14 protein-coding genes are annotated in these 16,079 nt (G+C 51.5%); 8 read left to right on the top strand and 6 right to left on the bottom strand.

All coding sequences use genetic code 11. The features are described 5' to 3' along the window. Positions 1-15: 15 nt before the first annotated feature. Together araE and ygeA are read left to right on the top strand one after the other, a co-directional pair. Positions 16-1,434 (top strand): arabinose-proton symporter AraE, encoded by a 1,419-nt coding sequence (gene araE / locus ACJHYO_RS01200; RefSeq protein ID WP_000256438.1) that lies wholly within the window; start codon positions 16-18, stop codon positions 1,432-1,434. 128 nt (positions 1,435-1,562) lie between these two features. Then, entirely contained in the window at positions 1,563-2,255 is a 693-nt protein-coding gene (gene ygeA / locus ACJHYO_RS01195) for an amino acid racemase (protein WP_085455515.1), read from the top strand. Here the strand turns inward: ygeA and lysR are convergent. Then, entirely contained in the window at positions 2,242-3,177 is a 936-nt protein-coding gene (lysR, locus tag ACJHYO_RS01190; RefSeq protein WP_000741812.1) for a DNA-binding transcriptional regulator LysR, read from the bottom strand. The two genes, ygeA and lysR, sit on opposite strands and share 14 nt — an antisense overlap. Positions 3,178-3,298: 121 nt before the next feature. Here lysR and lysA point away from each other — a divergent pair, with 121 nt between their 5' ends. Next, positions 3,299-4,561: a diaminopimelate decarboxylase gene (gene lysA / locus ACJHYO_RS01185; protein ID WP_001120722.1), complete on the top strand. Its 1,263-nt coding sequence runs from the start codon at positions 3,299-3,301 to the stop codon at positions 4,559-4,561. A 6-nt stretch (positions 4,562-4,567) separates the two neighbouring features. Here lysA and galR read toward each other — a convergent pair whose 3' ends face one another. Beyond that, complete coding sequence (gene galR, locus ACJHYO_RS01180) at positions 4,568-5,599, bottom strand: HTH-type transcriptional regulator GalR (RefSeq protein ID WP_000201041.1); 1,032 nt, start codon at positions 5,597-5,599, stop codon at positions 4,568-4,570. Positions 5,600-6,184: 585 nt separating this feature from the next. Between galR and aas the strand changes: the two genes are divergently transcribed. After that, positions 6,185-8,344, top strand: a complete 2,160-nt coding sequence (gene aas, locus ACJHYO_RS01175) for a bifunctional acyl-ACP--phospholipid O-acyltransferase/long-chain-fatty-acid--ACP ligase (protein ID WP_000899026.1) — start codon at positions 6,185-6,187, stop codon at positions 8,342-8,344. Next, positions 8,337-9,530, top strand: coding sequence for a lysophospholipid transporter LplT (lplT, locus tag ACJHYO_RS01170; protein WP_000004599.1), 1,194 nt, complete (start codon positions 8,337-8,339; stop codon positions 9,528-9,530). Before aas ends, lplT begins: the two co-directional genes overlap by 8 nt. Before the next feature lie 31 nt (positions 9,531-9,561). Here lplT and ACJHYO_RS01165 read toward each other — a convergent pair whose 3' ends face one another. From ACJHYO_RS01165 to mutH, 4 genes are all read right to left on the bottom strand, one after another. Then, the gene (locus tag ACJHYO_RS01165) at positions 9,562-10,602 is read right to left on the bottom strand and encodes an NADP(H)-dependent aldo-keto reductase (protein ID WP_085455514.1); all 1,041 of its coding nucleotides are present in this window, start codon (positions 10,600-10,602) and stop codon (positions 9,562-9,564) included. Positions 10,603-10,709: 107 nt separating this feature from the next. Continuing rightward, positions 10,710-10,928: a lipoprotein YgdR gene (ygdR, locus tag ACJHYO_RS01160; RefSeq protein ID WP_000758655.1), complete on the bottom strand. Its 219-nt coding sequence runs from the start codon at positions 10,926-10,928 to the stop codon at positions 10,710-10,712. Between the two features lie 137 nt (positions 10,929-11,065). After that, positions 11,066-11,779 carry a TerC family protein gene (locus tag ACJHYO_RS01155; protein ID WP_000895624.1) on the bottom strand — a complete coding sequence of 238 codons (714 nt, stop codon included), beginning with the start codon at positions 11,777-11,779 and terminating at the stop codon, positions 11,066-11,068. A gap of 68 nt (positions 11,780-11,847) precedes the next feature. Next, on the bottom strand, positions 11,848-12,537 hold the full coding sequence (gene mutH, locus ACJHYO_RS01150; RefSeq protein ID WP_000082183.1) for a DNA mismatch repair endonuclease MutH: 690 nt from the start codon (positions 12,535-12,537) through the stop codon (positions 11,848-11,850). Positions 12,538-12,722: 185 nt separating this feature from the next. Between mutH and ygdT the strand changes: the two genes are divergently transcribed. The 3 genes from ygdT to ptsP all read left to right on the top strand — a co-directional run bounded on the left by ygdT (position 12,723) and on the right by ptsP (position 16,011). Beyond that, the gene (ygdT, locus tag ACJHYO_RS01145) at positions 12,723-12,869 is read left to right on the top strand and encodes a protein YgdT (RefSeq protein WP_000953278.1); all 147 of its coding nucleotides are present in this window, start codon (positions 12,723-12,725) and stop codon (positions 12,867-12,869) included. Positions 12,870-13,221: 352 nt separating this feature from the next. Continuing rightward, a complete protein-coding gene (gene rppH / locus ACJHYO_RS01140; protein ID WP_000564489.1) occupies positions 13,222-13,752 on the top strand; it encodes an RNA pyrophosphohydrolase in 531 nt (176 codons plus the stop codon). A gap of 12 nt (positions 13,753-13,764) precedes the next feature. Then, positions 13,765-16,011 (top strand): phosphoenolpyruvate--protein phosphotransferase, encoded by a 2,247-nt coding sequence (gene ptsP / locus ACJHYO_RS01135; protein WP_000957911.1) that lies wholly within the window; start codon positions 13,765-13,767, stop codon positions 16,009-16,011. Positions 16,012-16,079: the final 68 nt, after the last annotated feature.

Genomic DNA, 16,079 nt, shown 5'->3' with positions numbered 1-16,079 from the left:
TGCTGGCAGGAAAAAATGGTTACTATCAATACGGAATCTGCTTTAACGCCACGTTCTTTGCGGGATACGCGGCGTATGAATATGTTTGTTTCGGTAGCTGCTGCGGTCGCAGGATTGTTATTTGGTCTTGATATCGGCGTAATCGCCGGAGCGTTGCCGTTCATTACCGATCACTTTGTACTGACCAGTCGTTTGCAGGAATGGGTGGTCAGTAGCATGATGCTCGGCGCAGCAATTGGTGCGCTGTTTAATGGTTGGCTGTCGTTCCGCCTGGGGCGTAAATACAGCCTGATGGCGGGGGCTATCCTTTTTGTGCTCGGTTCGATAGGGTCCGCTTTTGCGACCAGCGTAGAGATGTTAATCGCCGCTCGTGTGGTGCTGGGCATTGCTGTCGGGATCGCGTCTTACACCGCTCCTCTGTATCTTTCTGAAATGGCAAGTGAAAACGTTCGCGGTAAGATGATCAGTATGTACCAGTTGATGGTCACACTCGGCATCGTGCTGGCGTTTTTATCCGATACAGCGTTCAGTTATAGCGGTAACTGGCGCGCAATGTTGGGGGTTCTTGCTTTACCAGCAGTCCTGCTGATTATTCTGGTGGTCTTCCTGCCAAATAGCCCGCGCTGGCTGGCGGAAAAGGGGCGTCATATTGAGGCGGAAGAAGTGTTGCGTATGCTGCGCGATACGTCGGAAAAAGCGCGAGAAGAACTCAACGAAATTCGTGAAAGCCTGAAGTTAAAACAGGGCGGTTGGGCACTGTTTAAGATCAACCGTAACGTCCGTCGTGCTGTGTTTCTCGGTATGTTGTTGCAGGCGATGCAGCAGTTTACCGGTATGAACATCATCATGTACTACGCGCCGCGTATCTTCAAAATGGCGGGCTTTACGACCACAGAACAACAGATGATTGCGACTCTGGTCGTGGGGCTGACCTTTATGTTCGCCACCTTCATTGCGGTCTTTACGGTAGATAAAGCAGGGCGTAAACCGGCTCTGAAAATTGGTTTCAGCGTGATGGCGTTAGGCACTCTGGTGCTGGGCTATTGCCTGATGCAGTTTGATAACGGTACGGCTTCCAGTGGCTTGTCCTGGCTCTCTGTTGGCATGACGATGATGTGTATTGCCGGTTATGCGATGAGCGCCGCGCCAGTGGTGTGGATCCTGTGCTCTGAGATTCAGCCGCTGAAATGCCGCGATTTTGGCATCACCTGTTCGACGACGACAAACTGGGTGTCGAATATGATTATCGGCGCGACCTTCCTGACACTGCTTGATAGCATTGGCGCTGCCGGTACGTTCTGGCTCTACACTGCGTTGAACATTGCGTTTGTGGGCATTACTTTCTGGCTCATTCCGGAAACCAAAAATGTCACGCTGGAACATATCGAGCGCAAACTGATGGCAGGCGAAAAGTTGAGAAATATCGGCGTCTGATTTCACGGGCCGGATGTGCTGTACATCCGGCCCTTTTTTCGTTAATAGAGATTAGGCACCTGGCCGTTGAGGCGTTTGTCTCGTTCCTTATTCAGCCTTGTTGCGGTAACACACATCAGGAGAGAGGAATGAAAACAATTGGTTTGCTGGGAGGAATGAGCTGGGAATCCACTATTCCTTACTATCGTCTGATAAATGAAGGCATTAAACAGCGGCTTGGTGGGCTTCACTCTGCGCAAGTGCTGCTACATAGCGTCGATTTTCATGAAATAGAAGAGTGCCAGCGTCGCGGTGAGTGGGACAAAACCGGGGATATTCTGGCTGAGGCGGCGCTTGGCTTACAGCGGGCGGGCGCAGAAGGTATTGTGTTATGCACCAATACGATGCACAAAGTGGCGGATGCCATTGAGTCTCGTTGCTCTCTGCCTTTCTTACACATAGCGGATGCCACTGGACGTGCAATTACCGGGGCAGGAATGACTCGTGTGGCGCTGCTGGGTACACGTTACACCATGGAACAGGATTTTTATCGCGGGCGGCTGACGGAACAATTTTCCATCAACTGTCTTATTCCTGAAGCGGATGAACGGGCGAAAATTAATCAGATTATTTTTGAAGAACTGTGTCTGGGGCAATTTACCGAAGCGTCATGCGCTTATTATGCGCAAGTGATTGCTCGCCTTGCAGAACAGGGCGCACAGGGCGTTATTTTTGGCTGCACAGAAATTGGTTTACTGGTGCCAGAAGAGCGCAGTGTTCTGCCTGTGTTTGATACCGCGGCGATCCATGCCGAGGATGCTGTTGCTTTTATGCTGTCGTAGCTGACGACAAAATAGCGTCAAGAGAAGTGACCAGTTTCGGTAATCCCGCTTGTAAATGCTCACTAAACGCCTGCACCAGCGCTGATGACGGGCGGTGCAGGGGGCGGATCAGGCTGACGGTGAATGGAACCGCAATGCTGAACCGCCGCACCACTAAACCGCTTGCCGCATAATCCAGTGCGGTGAGCGGGTTAACCACCGAAACGCCTACCCCCGCCCGTACCATTGCGCAGACTGACGCGGCGCTGTGGGTTTCTACGATCATGCGTCGTTTAACCTGATTCTCAGTAAACAATTGATCCAGCAACTGGCGATAGCTGTCAGTACGGGAAAGGCTGATGTAGTTCTCACTGTGAAAATCATCCGGCGTTAATACCTTTTTTACCGCCAGCGGATGGCCCGGAGGTAACACACACACTTCATCTAAAGAGAGTAATTCGGTACGTTCTGTTCCCGCAGGCGTATGGAGCGTTTCAGTGAGTCCTAAATCATGACGCTGGGCCGAGAGCCACTCTTCAAGTAGCGGTGATTCCTGGGGCACGATATTTAAGCTGACATCGGGATAACGTGCCAGAAAGGGTTGCAGGAGCTGCGGTAAAAAAGATTGCGAAAAGACCGGCAGGCAGGCAATAGACAGTTCTCCCTGGCGAAACTCGCGCAGACTTTCTGCGGCACTGACAATGCGATCCAGTCCGTACCAGGATCGTTGCACTTCTTCAAACAGACGCAGTCCTTGCACGGTAGGATGTAATCGTCCACGTATGCGCTCAAACAATTTCAGCCCGATCACCTTCTCAAAGCGCGCCAGTTCGCGGCTGACGGTTGGCTGTGAGGTGTGTAGCAGGTGTGCCGCCTCAGTCAGGCTTCCGGCGGTCATTACCGCATGAAAAATTTCAATATGACGTAAGTTAACTGCGGCCATTAGCGCTCTCTCGCAATCCGGTAATCCATATCATTTTTGCATAGACTCGACATAAATCGATATTTTTTATTCTTTTTATGATGTGGCGTAATCATAAAAAAGCACTTATCTGGAGTTTGTTATGCCACATTCACTGTTCAGCACTGATACCGATCTCACCGCCGAAAATCTGCTGCGTTTGCCCGCAGAATTTGGCTGCCCGGTGTGGGTCTACGATGCGCAAATTATTCGTCGGCAGATTGCAGCGCTGAAACAGTTTGATGTGGTGCGCTTTGCACAGAAAGCCTGTTCCAATATTCATATTTTGCGCTTAATGCGTGAGCAGGGCGTAAAAGTGGATTCCGTCTCGTTAGGCGAAATAGAGCGTGCACTGGCGGCGGGTTACAATCCGCAAACGCACCCCGATGATATTGTTTTTACGGCAGATGTTATCGATCAGGCGACGCTTGAACGCGTCAGTGAATTGCAAATTCCGGTGAATGCGGGTTCTGTTGATATGCTCGACCAACTGGGTCAGGTTTCTCCAGGGCATCGGGTATGGCTGCGTGTTAATCCGGGGTTTGGTCACGGGCATAGCCAAAAAACCAATACCGGTGGCGAAAACAGCAAGCACGGTATCTGGTACACCGATCTGCCCGCCGCACTGGACGTGATACAACGTCATCATCTACAGCTGGTCGGCATTCACATGCACATTGGTTCTGGCGTCGATTATGCCCATCTGGAACAGGTATGTGGTGCTATGGTGCGTCAGGTCCTCGAGTTCGGTCAGGATTTACAGGCTATTTCTGCGGGCGGTGGGCTTTCTATTCCTTATCAACAGGGTGAAGAGGCGGTTGATACCGAACATTATTATGGTCTGTGGAATGCCGCGCGTGAGCAAATCGCCCGCCATTTGGGCCATCCTGTGAAACTGGAAATTGAACCGGGTCGCTTTCTGGTAGCGCAGGCTGGCGTATTAATTACTCAAGTGCGGAGCGTCAAACAAATGGGTAGCCGCCACTTTGTGCTGGTTGATGCCGGGTTCAACGATCTGATGCGCCCGGCAATGTACGGTAGTTACCACCATATCAGTGCCCTGGCAGCTGAGGGTCGTTCTCTGGAACACGCGCCAACGGTGGAAACCGTCGTCGCCGGGCCGTTATGTGAATCGGGCGATGTCTTTACCCAGCAGGAAGGGGGAAATGTCGAAACCCGCGCCTTGCCGGAAGTGAAGGCGGGTGATTATCTGGTACTGCATGATACAGGGGCATATGGCGCATCAATGTCATCCAACTACAACAGCCGTCCGCTGTTACCAGAAGTTCTGTTTGATAATGGTCAGGCGCGGTTGATTCGCCGTCGCCAGACCATTGAAGAATTACTGGCGCTGGAATTGCTTTAACTGCGGTTAGTCGCTGGTTGCATGATGACTTGCCTCCAGCGACGGAGTTGACACTGAATGGCGACGTACCAGCGTCGGACTAAAGACATTAGTGATTTCCGGGAGAGGGCGATTATCCGCCAGCGCCAAAGCCAGTTCGGCAGCCTGCGTCGCCATCGTCACGATTGGGTAACGCACGGTGGTCAGGCGCGGACGCACATAGCGTGACACCAGCACATCATCAAAGCCAATTAACGAAATCTCACCCGGTACATCAATACCATTATCATTGAGCACGCCCATCGCGCCCGCCGCCATTGAATCGTTATAACAGGCTACCGCAGTGAAATTTCTGCCTCGTCCCAAAAGCTCGGTCATTGCCTGTTCGCCGCCGCTTTCGTCTGGTTCGCCAAATGTCACCAGCCGGTCATTGGCCGGAATACCACTTTCAGCAAGGGCATCGTAATACCCTTGCAGACGATCTTCGGCGTCAGAAATAGAGTGGTTAGAGCACAGATAACCAATGCGGGTATGACCTTGCTGAATTAAATGACGCGTTGCCAGCCAGGCACCGTAACGATCGTCCAGAGCAATACAACGGTTTTCAAAGCCAGGCAGGATACGGTTGATCAGCACCATACCGGGCATTTGTTTCATTAATGAGGCTAAATCGGCATCCGGGATCATTTTGGCATGGACAACCAGCGCAGCACAGCGATGGCGGATCAGTTGCTCAATGGCCTGACGCTCTTTTTGTTCGTTGTGGTAACCGTTGCCAATCAATAAAAAATTACCAGTGTGATAAGCCACCTGTTCGACCGCTTTCACCATTGCGCCGAAAAACGGATCGGAAACATCACCAACGACCAGACCGATCGTTTCAGTGGTCTGCTGCGCCAGCGCACGGGCGTTGGCGTTCGGGTGATAGCTAAGAGACTCCATTGCACTATGCACAGCAAGCCGGGAAGCTTCGCTGGCTTTGGGTGAATTATTAATGACGCGGGAAACGGTGGCGACTGAAACGCCTGCCAGTCGGGCTACATCCTTTATGGTCGCCATGAAAATACCTTAGTGGGTAAACGCTTACATTCTTTCAGTGTTACGGAAAACGCCCGTTGGTTCAAGGGGCGGCGTGTTTTCATTGTGGGAATGTGAGCCAAACGCAAATAAGTAAGACAAAAAAAGAGATTGCAAACCTTTGGTTACACTTTGCGAAACGCTGTTGCGATTGACCGCTGGTGGCGTTTGGCTTCAGGTTGCTAAAGTGGTGATCCCAGAGGTATTGATAGGTGAAGTCAACTTCGGGTTGAGCACATGAATTACACCAGCCTGCGCAGATGCGCAGGTTTTTTTTTGCCGGTCATCAATCTGTAACAGTAACCGACAATTTACACACCTCGTTGCATTTCCCTTCATTCCTTTGCGTTTTCTCGCTGGCGAAGAGTCGTTGTGCAGACCACAATCAAGATCCCAGAGGTATTGATTGGTGAGATTATTCGGTACGCTCTTCGTACCCAGTCTCTTGCACCAACCTGCGCGGATGCGCAGGTTTTTTTTCGCACCTAATTTACTGTCGCTCGCGTTCTTTATCTCGTGTAATCTCCCTCCATTCGCTTTTACTGAATCAGAGCAAAGGGAGTTGGAATGCTTTTTAGCTTTTTTCGAAATTTGTGCCGTGTTTTGTATCGCGTTCGCGTTACGGGTGACACCAAGGCACTGAAGGGCGAGCGCGTTCTAATTACGCCTAATCACGTCTCTTTTATTGATGGCATACTGCTGGCATTGTTTTTACCCGTACGTCCGGTATTTGCCGTTTACACCTCAATAAGCCAACAGTGGTATATGCGTTGGCTGAAATCATTTATCGACTTTGTTCCTCTCGACCCGACGCAACCTATGGCGATTAAACATCTGGTACGTCTGGTGGAACAGGGACGACCAGTGGTGATTTTCCCTGAAGGACGCATCACCACCACTGGCTCGCTGATGAAAATCTACGATGGCGCGGGATTTGTCGCGGCGAAGTCTGGTGCAACGGTTATTCCTGTGCGTATTGAAGGGGCGGAACTTACGCACTTCAGCCGCCTGAAAGGTCTGGTTAAACGTCGCTTGTTCCCGCAAATTACTCTGCATATTTTGCCACCAACGCAGGTGGAGATGCCGGATGCGCCGCGTGCCCGTGACCGTCGCAAAATCGCTGGCGAAATGCTGCATCAAATAATGATGGAAGCGCGTATGGCGGTGCGCCCGCGTGAAACGCTGTACGAATCTTTACTGAGCGCAATGTACCGCTTCGGAGCCGGGAAGAAATGTGTCGAAGACGTTAACTTTACCCCGGACTCCTATCGCAAATTGCTTACGAAAACGCTGTTTGTTGGACGCATCCTTGAAAAATACAGTGTTGAAGGCGAACGCATCGGCTTAATGCTGCCCAATGCAGGCATCAGTGCTGCAGTGATTTTTGGGGCCATCGCCCGTCGCCGCATTCCCGCAATGATGAACTACACCGCCGGGGTAAAAGGGTTGACCAGTGCTATTACGGCGGCTGAAATCAAAACCATTTTCACTTCCCGTCAGTTTCTCGATAAAGGCAAACTCTGGCATCTGCCGGAGCAACTTACTCAGGTGCGCTGGGTCTATCTGGAAGATTTAAAAGCAGATGTCACCACTGCCGACAAAGTATGGATCTTCGCTCATTTGCTGATGCCGCGTCTGGCACAGGTTAAACAGCAGCCGGAAGAAGAGGCGCTGATCCTTTTTACCTCCGGTTCTGAAGGCCATCCGAAAGGCGTCGTCCATAGCCATAAAAGCATTCTGGCGAATGTCGAGCAGATTAAAACGATTGCCGACTTCACCACCAACGATCGCTTTATGTCGGCGTTACCGCTGTTTCACTCCTTTGGGCTGACGGTAGGCCTGTTTACGCCACTGCTCACAGGTGCAGAAGTGTTCCTTTATCCAAGCCCGCTGCATTACCGCATTGTGCCGGAGTTGGTGTATGACCGCAGTTGCACCGTGTTGTTCGGTACCTCGACTTTCCTCGGTCACTACGCGCGCTTTGCCAACCCGTATGACTTCTATCGTCTACGCTATGTGGTGGCAGGCGCAGAAAAACTACAAGAAAGTACTAAACAGCTTTGGCAGGATAAATTTGGCCTGCGCATCCTTGAAGGCTACGGTGTGACCGAATGCGCGCCTGTCGTTTCTATCAACGTACCGATGGCGGCGAAACCCGGTACGGTAGGGCGTATTCTACCTGGAATGGATGCGCGCCTGTTGTCAGTTCCAGGTATCGAAGAGGGCGGACGCCTGCAACTGAAAGGGCCGAACATAATGAACGGCTATCTGCGGGTGGAGAAGCCTGGTGTACTGGAAGTGCCCACCGCCGAGAATGTTCGCGGCGAAATGGAGCGCGGCTGGTATGACACTGGCGATATCGTGCGTTTTGATGAGCAGGGCTTTGTGCAGATTCAGGGCCGCGCAAAACGCTTTGCCAAAATTGCAGGCGAAATGGTGTCGCTGGAAATGGTGGAACAACTGGCACTTGGTGTTTCGCCAGATAAAGTCCATGCCACTGCGATTAAGAGCGATGCCAGCAAAGGCGAGGCACTGGTGCTTTTCACCACAGATAACGAACTGACGCGCGATAAGTTGCAACAGTATGCCCGCGAGCACGGCGTGCCGGAGCTTGCTGTACCGCGCGATATTCGCTATCTGAAACAGATGCCATTACTTGGCAGCGGCAAACCTGACTTTGTCACTTTGAAAAGCTGGGTAGACGAAGCGGAACAACACGATGAGTGAGTCAGTGCACACTAACACTTCGTTGTGGTCGAAGGGGATGAAAGCGGTTATCGTGGCGCAGTTTCTCTCTGCGTTTGGCGATAATGCGCTACTGTTTGCCACTCTGGCGTTACTGAAAGCGCAGTTCTATCCGGAGTGGAGCCAGCCCATCCTGCAAATGGTGTTTGTAGGTGCTTACATTCTTTTTGCGCCGTTTGTCGGGCAGGTGGCGGATAGCTTCGCCAAAGGCCGGGTGATGATGTTTGCCAACGGCCTGAAGCTACTGGGCGCAGCCAGTATCTGCTTTGGTATCAATCCGTTTCTCGGCTATACGTTGGTGGGTGTTGGTGCTGCAGCCTATTCACCGGCGAAATACGGTATTCTCGGCGAATTAACCACGGGTAGTAAGTTAGTAAAAGCTAACGGTTTAATGGAAGCGTCTACCATAGCGGCGATTTTGCTCGGTTCCGTAGCTGGTGGTGTTCTGGCTGACTGGCATATTCTGGTTGCCCTGGCCGCATGCGCACTGGCCTACGGTGGCGCGGTCGTTGCCAATATCTACATTCCCAAACTGGCGGCGGCGCGTCCGGGGCAGTCCTGGAATCTCATCAGCATGACCCGCAGTTTCCTGAATGCCTGCACCTCGCTATGGCGCAATGGTGAAACGCGTTTTTCGCTGGTGGGCACCAGTTTATTCTGGGGAGCGGGTGTCACGCTGCGTTTCCTGTTGGTGCTGTGGGTACCGGTGGCGCTGGGTATTACCGATAACGCTACGCCGACCTATCTCAACGCGATGGTAGCGATTGGTATCGTGGTTGGTGCAGGTGCGGCAGCGAAGTTAGTTACGCTGGAAACCGTGTCACGCTGTATGCCAGCCGGGATTTTGATTGGCGTGGTGGTACTGATTTTCTCCCTGCAACACGAGCTGCTGCCAGCCTATGCTTTGTTGATGCTGATTGGCGTGCTGGGGGGCTTTTTTGTCGTTCCGCTCAATGCGTTGCTACAGGAGCGGGGTAAAAAAAGCGTCGGGGCGGGGAATGCGATTGCAGTACAAAACCTTGGCGAAAACAGCGCCATGTTGTTGATGCTGGGCATTTACTCGCTGGCGGTAATGGTAGGCATCCCGGTCGTGCCCATTGGCATTGGCTTTGGTGCGCTGTTTGCGCTGGCAATAACGGCGCTGTGGATCTGGCAGCGCCGTCATTAATATTTAACGCCGGTTTTAACCGGCGTTAATCTTATGGTGCCGGATAAGTATAAACCTGATGCACCGCTTCAATTTCAGCTAATACGTCTTCGCTCAACTCCAGATGCAAACTTTCGACGTTAGTTTTCAGCTGCCCCATCGTGGTTGCGCCCAGCAGAGTGCTGGCAACAAACGGTTGACGGCGTACAAATGCGAGCGCCATCTGAGCAGGGTCCAGGCCATGACGTCTGGCGATATCAACATACGCCGCGACGGCTTTTTGCGTTTGCTCACCGCTATAGCGGGTGAACCTACTAAAGAGCGTATTACGTGCGCCAGCGGGTTTTGCACCATTGAGATATTTCCCGGTCAGTGTGCCGAAACCCAGGCACGAATAGGCCAGCAGTTCGACCCCTTCATACTGGCTGACTTCTGCCAGACCTACTTCAAAACTGCGGTTTAACAGGCTGTAGGGGTTCTGAATGGTGACAATACGCGGCAGATCGTGTTTGTCCGCCAGATGCAGGTAGCGCATTACGCCAAATGCAGTTTCGTTCGACACGCCGATATAACGAATTTTTCCCGCGCGTTGGTACTCTGCCAGTGCGTCCAGCGTATCCAGCAGCGAAACCGCAGGCGCAGAATCTGTCCAGCTATAACCGAGTTTGCCGAAGCAGTTGGTTGGGCGCTGCGGCCAGTGCACCTGATAGAGATCGAGGTAATCAGTCTGCAGACGCTTGAGGCTGTCATGCAGCGCTTCGCGGATATTCTTCCGATCCAGCGCCTGATCCGGGCGGATGCCTTTGTCATTATTGCGCGACGGTCCGCTCACTTTGGAGGCGATAATTAACTTTTCGCGGCAGCCATGTTTCGCCAGCCAGTTGCCGACGTAGGTTTCGGTTAGCCCTTGAGTTTCGGGGCGCGGAGGTACTGGGTACATTTCGGCAACGTCGATAAGGTTAATGCCCTGAGCGACGGCATAGTCGAGTTGTGCGTGGGCGTCGGCTTCGCTGTTCTGTTCACCAAACGTCATCGTGCCAAGCCCCAGCGTGCTGACTTCCAGCGAACTGTGGGGTATACGGTGATATTGCATAGCCGTTTCCTTTTTATAATCACGACATAAGGAATATAAAAATGGCAGAGGGAAGGGAAAAGGGAAAGAGAAAAATCTTAAGGCCAGCCGGATGCTGACCTTATTTGTTAACGTTCAATAATTTGCGAAACATCATCACGGTTAATTTGCATCGCGTTACCTTGCTGATCGTGATAACTCACCAGCCCGGTATCATCATCAATTTCAGGTTTTCCATCGGTCAAAATCATACGGCCATCTTTGGTCGCCATGACGTAATCACTGGAACACCCGGAAACAGCAAACGCCAGTCCGACTGCAGAAATTATTACTGCCCATTTTTTCATCCGGTTATCCTCATTTGGCCCACCTATGATAATAGTCTGTTTATAAACCGACGTTATATATCTTGAAAGCAGGAAAATCTTAAACTGTGAGGGTAACAGGAGTGAGTACGCCCTCCCGCAGGAGAGCGTACGGAGTATCAGAGCGGATTCTTTTTGTTGCGAATCAGGTTGAGGCTTTCAACCGCAATAGAGAAGAACATCGCGAAGTAGATGTAACCTTTCGGTACGTGGATGTCGAAACTTTCCAGAATCAGGGTAAAGCCCACCAGAATCAGGAAAGAGAGCGCCAGCATTTTTACCGAAGGATGGCGCTCGACAAAATCACCAATCGAGCGCGCGGCGAACATCATCACGCCTACGGCAATCACCACGGCAGCCATCATAATAAACAGGTGATCTGACAGACCCACAGCGGTAATCACCGAGTCGAGGCTGAAGATAATATCCAGCAGCATAATCTGCACGATAGCGCCGAGGAATGATGAAACGCGTGTTTTCAGCCCTTCTTCTTCACCTTCGATGGATTCGTGGATTTCCTTGCTGGCTTTCCAGATAAGGAACAAGCCACCCAGAAGCAGGATCAAATCACGGGCGGAAATTTCCTGACTGAATATTGTAAAAAGCGGATTCGTCAGGCGCGTAACCCAGGCGATGGATGCCAGCAGCGCCAGACGCATGACCATGGCTCCCGCCAACCCCAGACGGCGCGCATGAGCACGTTGTGCTGTGGGAAGCTTTGCCACCACCAGAGAAAGGAAAATAATATTGTCGATCCCAAGAACGATCTCCAGCAGCGTCAGTGTACCGAGCGCAAGCCAGGCGTTAGGATCGGTTATCCATGCAAATAACATCTAAAAAGCCCTGCCAAAAAAATGAAGCGGTAATTATATGCCCGGAAAGCGGCAGGTCAAAGCGATGGCTACTGGATCAGAAAATGACGGGCCAGTAGCGCACTGGTGAAATTCTTCTTCAAATAAAATCCGCGCGGCAGCGTCAGAATCCGTTCGCCCCGGGCACCAATAGCTTCGGTCAGCGCTTTCGCATTCGCTGCTTTCGGTCGTATCTGTAAATATTCCCCGTGACGAGCGGTGATCCGCTCAATCTGACCGAGAACAATCATATCCATTAATTCTTCCCAGTCTTCGCGTAACTGTCGGTCTTCCTCTTCATTCGGGCTCCACAGCAACGGTGATCCTACGCGACGCTTTGCCAGCGGGATGCTGCGCTCGCCTTCAACCGGTATCCACAGCACGCGTTTGAGCTTGTGGCGCACGTGGCTGGTTTCCCAGGTCACCCCGCTATTGCCCGTTAACGGGGCAACACAAACGAATGTTGTTTCCAGCGGACGACCAAGACTATCCACAGGGATAGTTTTAAGTTCCACGCCCAGAGCAGCAAAATCTTGCTCAGGTTTACTCCCTGCGCTGGCACCTAGCCAGATCTCCAGTAACACGCCAATCCAGCCCTTATCGCGTTTTAAATTCTCCGGCGTAACCAGCCCGGCAAGTGCCGCCAGTTCTCCCAATGTATAACCAGAAAGTTGTTGTGCTTGCGCTAACAATTGTTCTTCAGTTTCGGGAGGAGAGAGCAGTGGGCGAGGTTGGGACATGTCATGATACCTTGGTTAAAAAACAAACAGCAATTATGTGCTGAATATTCGCAGTGTAACTTTTTCCACATGCGTTGTTCAATTCTCTGATTTATATTGCTTTTTAGGTTGCCGGTAAACGAGTTGCGCAACACTGCAACGGGTTTTCCAAATCTGGTCACTGAAAATAAACAGGATCTTACACCATGTTATCCACAGAAAGCTGGGATAACTGTGAAAAACCTCCACTACTGTTTCCATTTACAGCCTTGACGTGCGACGAAACTCCAGTTTTTAGTGGTTCAGTGCTTAACTTAGTGGCACATTCTGTGGATAAATACGGCATTGGTTGATCTTTCGCCAACACGTAAATGAGAGGTGTGACCTGGGTCACGAATTACTCTTTTTTATTACTCAAATCACATGTAATGCATTGACTGATAATGAATATTTTAAAATCTCTGTATCTGTCTTATTCAGAATGCTCCGGGTTTTCCCGTAGTAATTCCGTAGTTCTTCACAACTCTATCCACAGAAAAGGTGAATAAAAACGGCTATCCACCCCTTCCTCTGTTTATAACTCTGCACATAACTGTGAGTTATTCAATTGTTATTAGTGTGTAATGCCCTGCAGAGAGTGGTTTACCGTCTTCCTGGAGTATGAAACAATCATTCGTATATAAAGCTTTATTTTGAGGTAGTCCGGTGATTGATGACGATGGCTACCGCCCAAACGTAGGTATCGTGATTTGTAATCGCCAGGGGCAGGTAATGTGGGCCCGGCGATTTGGTCAGCACTCCTGGCAATTTCCGCAAGGCGGAATCAACCCCGGAGAATCCGCAGAGCAGGCGATGTACCGTGAATTGTTTGAAGAAGTAGGATTAAGCCGCAAAGACGTTCGAATCCTTGCTTCAACGCGTAACTGGTTGCGCTACAAATTACCGAAACGTTTGGTGCGTTGGGACACGAAGCCGGTTTGTATCGGCCAAAAACAAAAATGGTTTCTCTTGCAGCTGGTGAGCGGCGATGCAGAAATCAATATGCAAACCAGCAGTACACCAGAGTTTGACGGCTGGCGATGGGTAAGTTACTGGTATCCAGTCAGACAGGTGGTGTCATTTAAACGTGATGTCTACCGTAGGGTAATGAAAGAGTTCGCGAGTGTGGTGATGTCACTGCAGGAAAATACGCCAAAACCACAAAACGCATCTGCTTATCGACGTAAAAGAGGTTAAGTCACGCCAATTATGCTCACTCGCCTGCGCGAAATAGTCGAAAAGGTAGCCAGCGCACCACGCCTGAATGAGGCGTTAAATATTCTGGTTACCGACATCTGTCTTGCGATGGATACCGAGGTCTGTTCGGTCTACCTGGCCGATCATGATCGACGTTGTTACTACCTGATGGCGACCCGGGGACTGAAAAAACCACGCGGTCGCACTGTAACGCTCGCGTTTGATGAAGGGATCGTCGGCCTGGTTGGCAGGCTGGCGGAACCGATAAACCTTGCAGATGCGCAAAAGCACCCCAGCTTCAAATACATCCCCTCCGTAAAAGAAGAACGTTTCCGCGCGTTTTTAGGCGTACCAATTATTCAACGTCGCCAGTTGCTTGGTGTACTGGTGGTACAGCAACGAGAGTTGCGCCAGTATGACGAAAGTGAAGAATCCTTCCTGGTGACGCTTGCCACCCAGATGGCAGCTATTCTTTCTCAGTCGCAGTTGACTGCCTTGTTTGGGCAATATCGCCAGACGCGAATCCGTGCATTACCGGCAGCACCTGGTGTGGCGATTGCCGAAGGCTGGCAGGATGCCACGTTACCTTTAATGGAACAGGTGTATCAGGCATCAACGCTGGATCCGGCTCTGGAACGCGAACGACTGACCGGGGCGTTGGAAGAGGCGGCTAACGAGTTTCGCCGCTATAGCAAACGCTTTGCTGCCGGTGCACAAAAAGAAACGGCGGCTATTTTCGATCTTTACTCACACCTGCTTTCGGATACCCGGCTGCGTCGCGAATTGTTTGCCGAGGTTGATAAAGGCTCGGTGGCAGAGTGGGCGGTAAAAACGGTCATTGAAAAATTTGCCGAACAGTTTGCCGCGCTAAGCGATAACTATCTCAAAGAGCGGGCTGGCGATTTACGTGCGCTGGGTCAGCGATTGCTGTTTCATCTTGATGACGCTAATCAAGGGCCGAACGCCTGGCCGGAACGTTTCATTCTGGTGGCAGATGAACTGTCAGCGACAACGCTTGCTGAGCTGCCCCAGGATCGCTTAGTCGGTGTTGTCGTGCGCGATGGCGCTGCCAACTCCCATGCTGCGATCATGGTACGTGCGCTGGGGATACCTACCGTGATGGGCGCGGATATTCAGCCTTCGGTACTGCATCGTCGGACGCTGATCGTCGATGGTTATCGCGGTGAATTGCTGGTCGATCCGGAACCGGTACTGCTGCAAGAATATCAGCGGCTAATTAGTGAAGAGATCGAGCTTAGCCGTCTGGCGGAAGATGACGTCAATTTACCCGCCCAGTTAAAAAGCGGCGAACGCATTAAAGTCATGCTCAATGCCGGTTTAAGCCCGGAACATGAAGAAAAACTGGGCAGCCGTATTGATGGCATAGGACTTTATCGCACTGAAATCCCATTCATGCTGCAAAGTGGTTTTCCGTCGGAAGAAGAACAGGTGGCGCAGTATCAGGGGATGCTGCAAATGTTTAATGATAAACCCGTCACCTTGCGTACGCTGGATGTCGGAGCAGATAAGCAGCTGCCTTACATGCCGATCAGCGAAGAGAATCCATGCCTGGGTTGGCGTGGGATTCGCATTACGCTCGATCAGCCGGAGATCTTCTTGATCCAGGTGCGGGCGATGCTGCGTGCTAATGCCGCTACGGGCAACCTGAATATTCTGTTGCCGATGGTCACAAGCCTCGATGAAGTTGACGAAGCACGCCGCCTGATTGAACGTGCCGGACGTGAAGTCGAGGAGATGATCGGTTACGAAATTCCCAAACCACGTATCGGCATCATGCTGGAAGTGCCGTCAATGGTATTTATGCTGCCGCATCTGGCAAAGCGGGTCGATTTCATCTCTGTTGGCACCAACGATCTGACTCAATACATCCTGGCCGTTGATCGCAACAATACCCGGGTGGCGAACATTTATGACAGTCTTCATCCTGCAATGTTACGAGCTCTGGCGATGATCGCCCGGGAAGCGGAAATACATGGAATCGATCTCCGTTTGTGCGGTGAAATGGCGGGCGATCCCATGTGCGTGGCAATCCTCATTGGGCTTGGGTATCGCCATCTGTCTATGAACGGACGTTCTGTAGCGCGCGTAAAATACCTGCTGCGGCGCATTGATTTTGCTGAAGCAGAAAATCTTGCGCAGCGTAGTCTGGAAGCGCAACTGGCGACCGAAGTTCGCCATCAGGTTGCTGCCTTTATGGAGCGTCGCGGCATGGGCGGGCTGATTCGCGGGGGGTTATAGCGCGGATCATATACATATCTTTTAACGGTATCCGGCAACCAGCCAGGTCCCCTTGTGCTATTATTCGC

This window comes from Escherichia sp. WS1118 (genome assembly GCF_046487695.1).
GTDB classification, from domain to species: Bacteria; Pseudomonadota; Gammaproteobacteria; order Enterobacterales; family Enterobacteriaceae; genus Escherichia; species Escherichia coli.
This window is presented reverse-complemented; position numbering and strand designations above follow the sequence as displayed.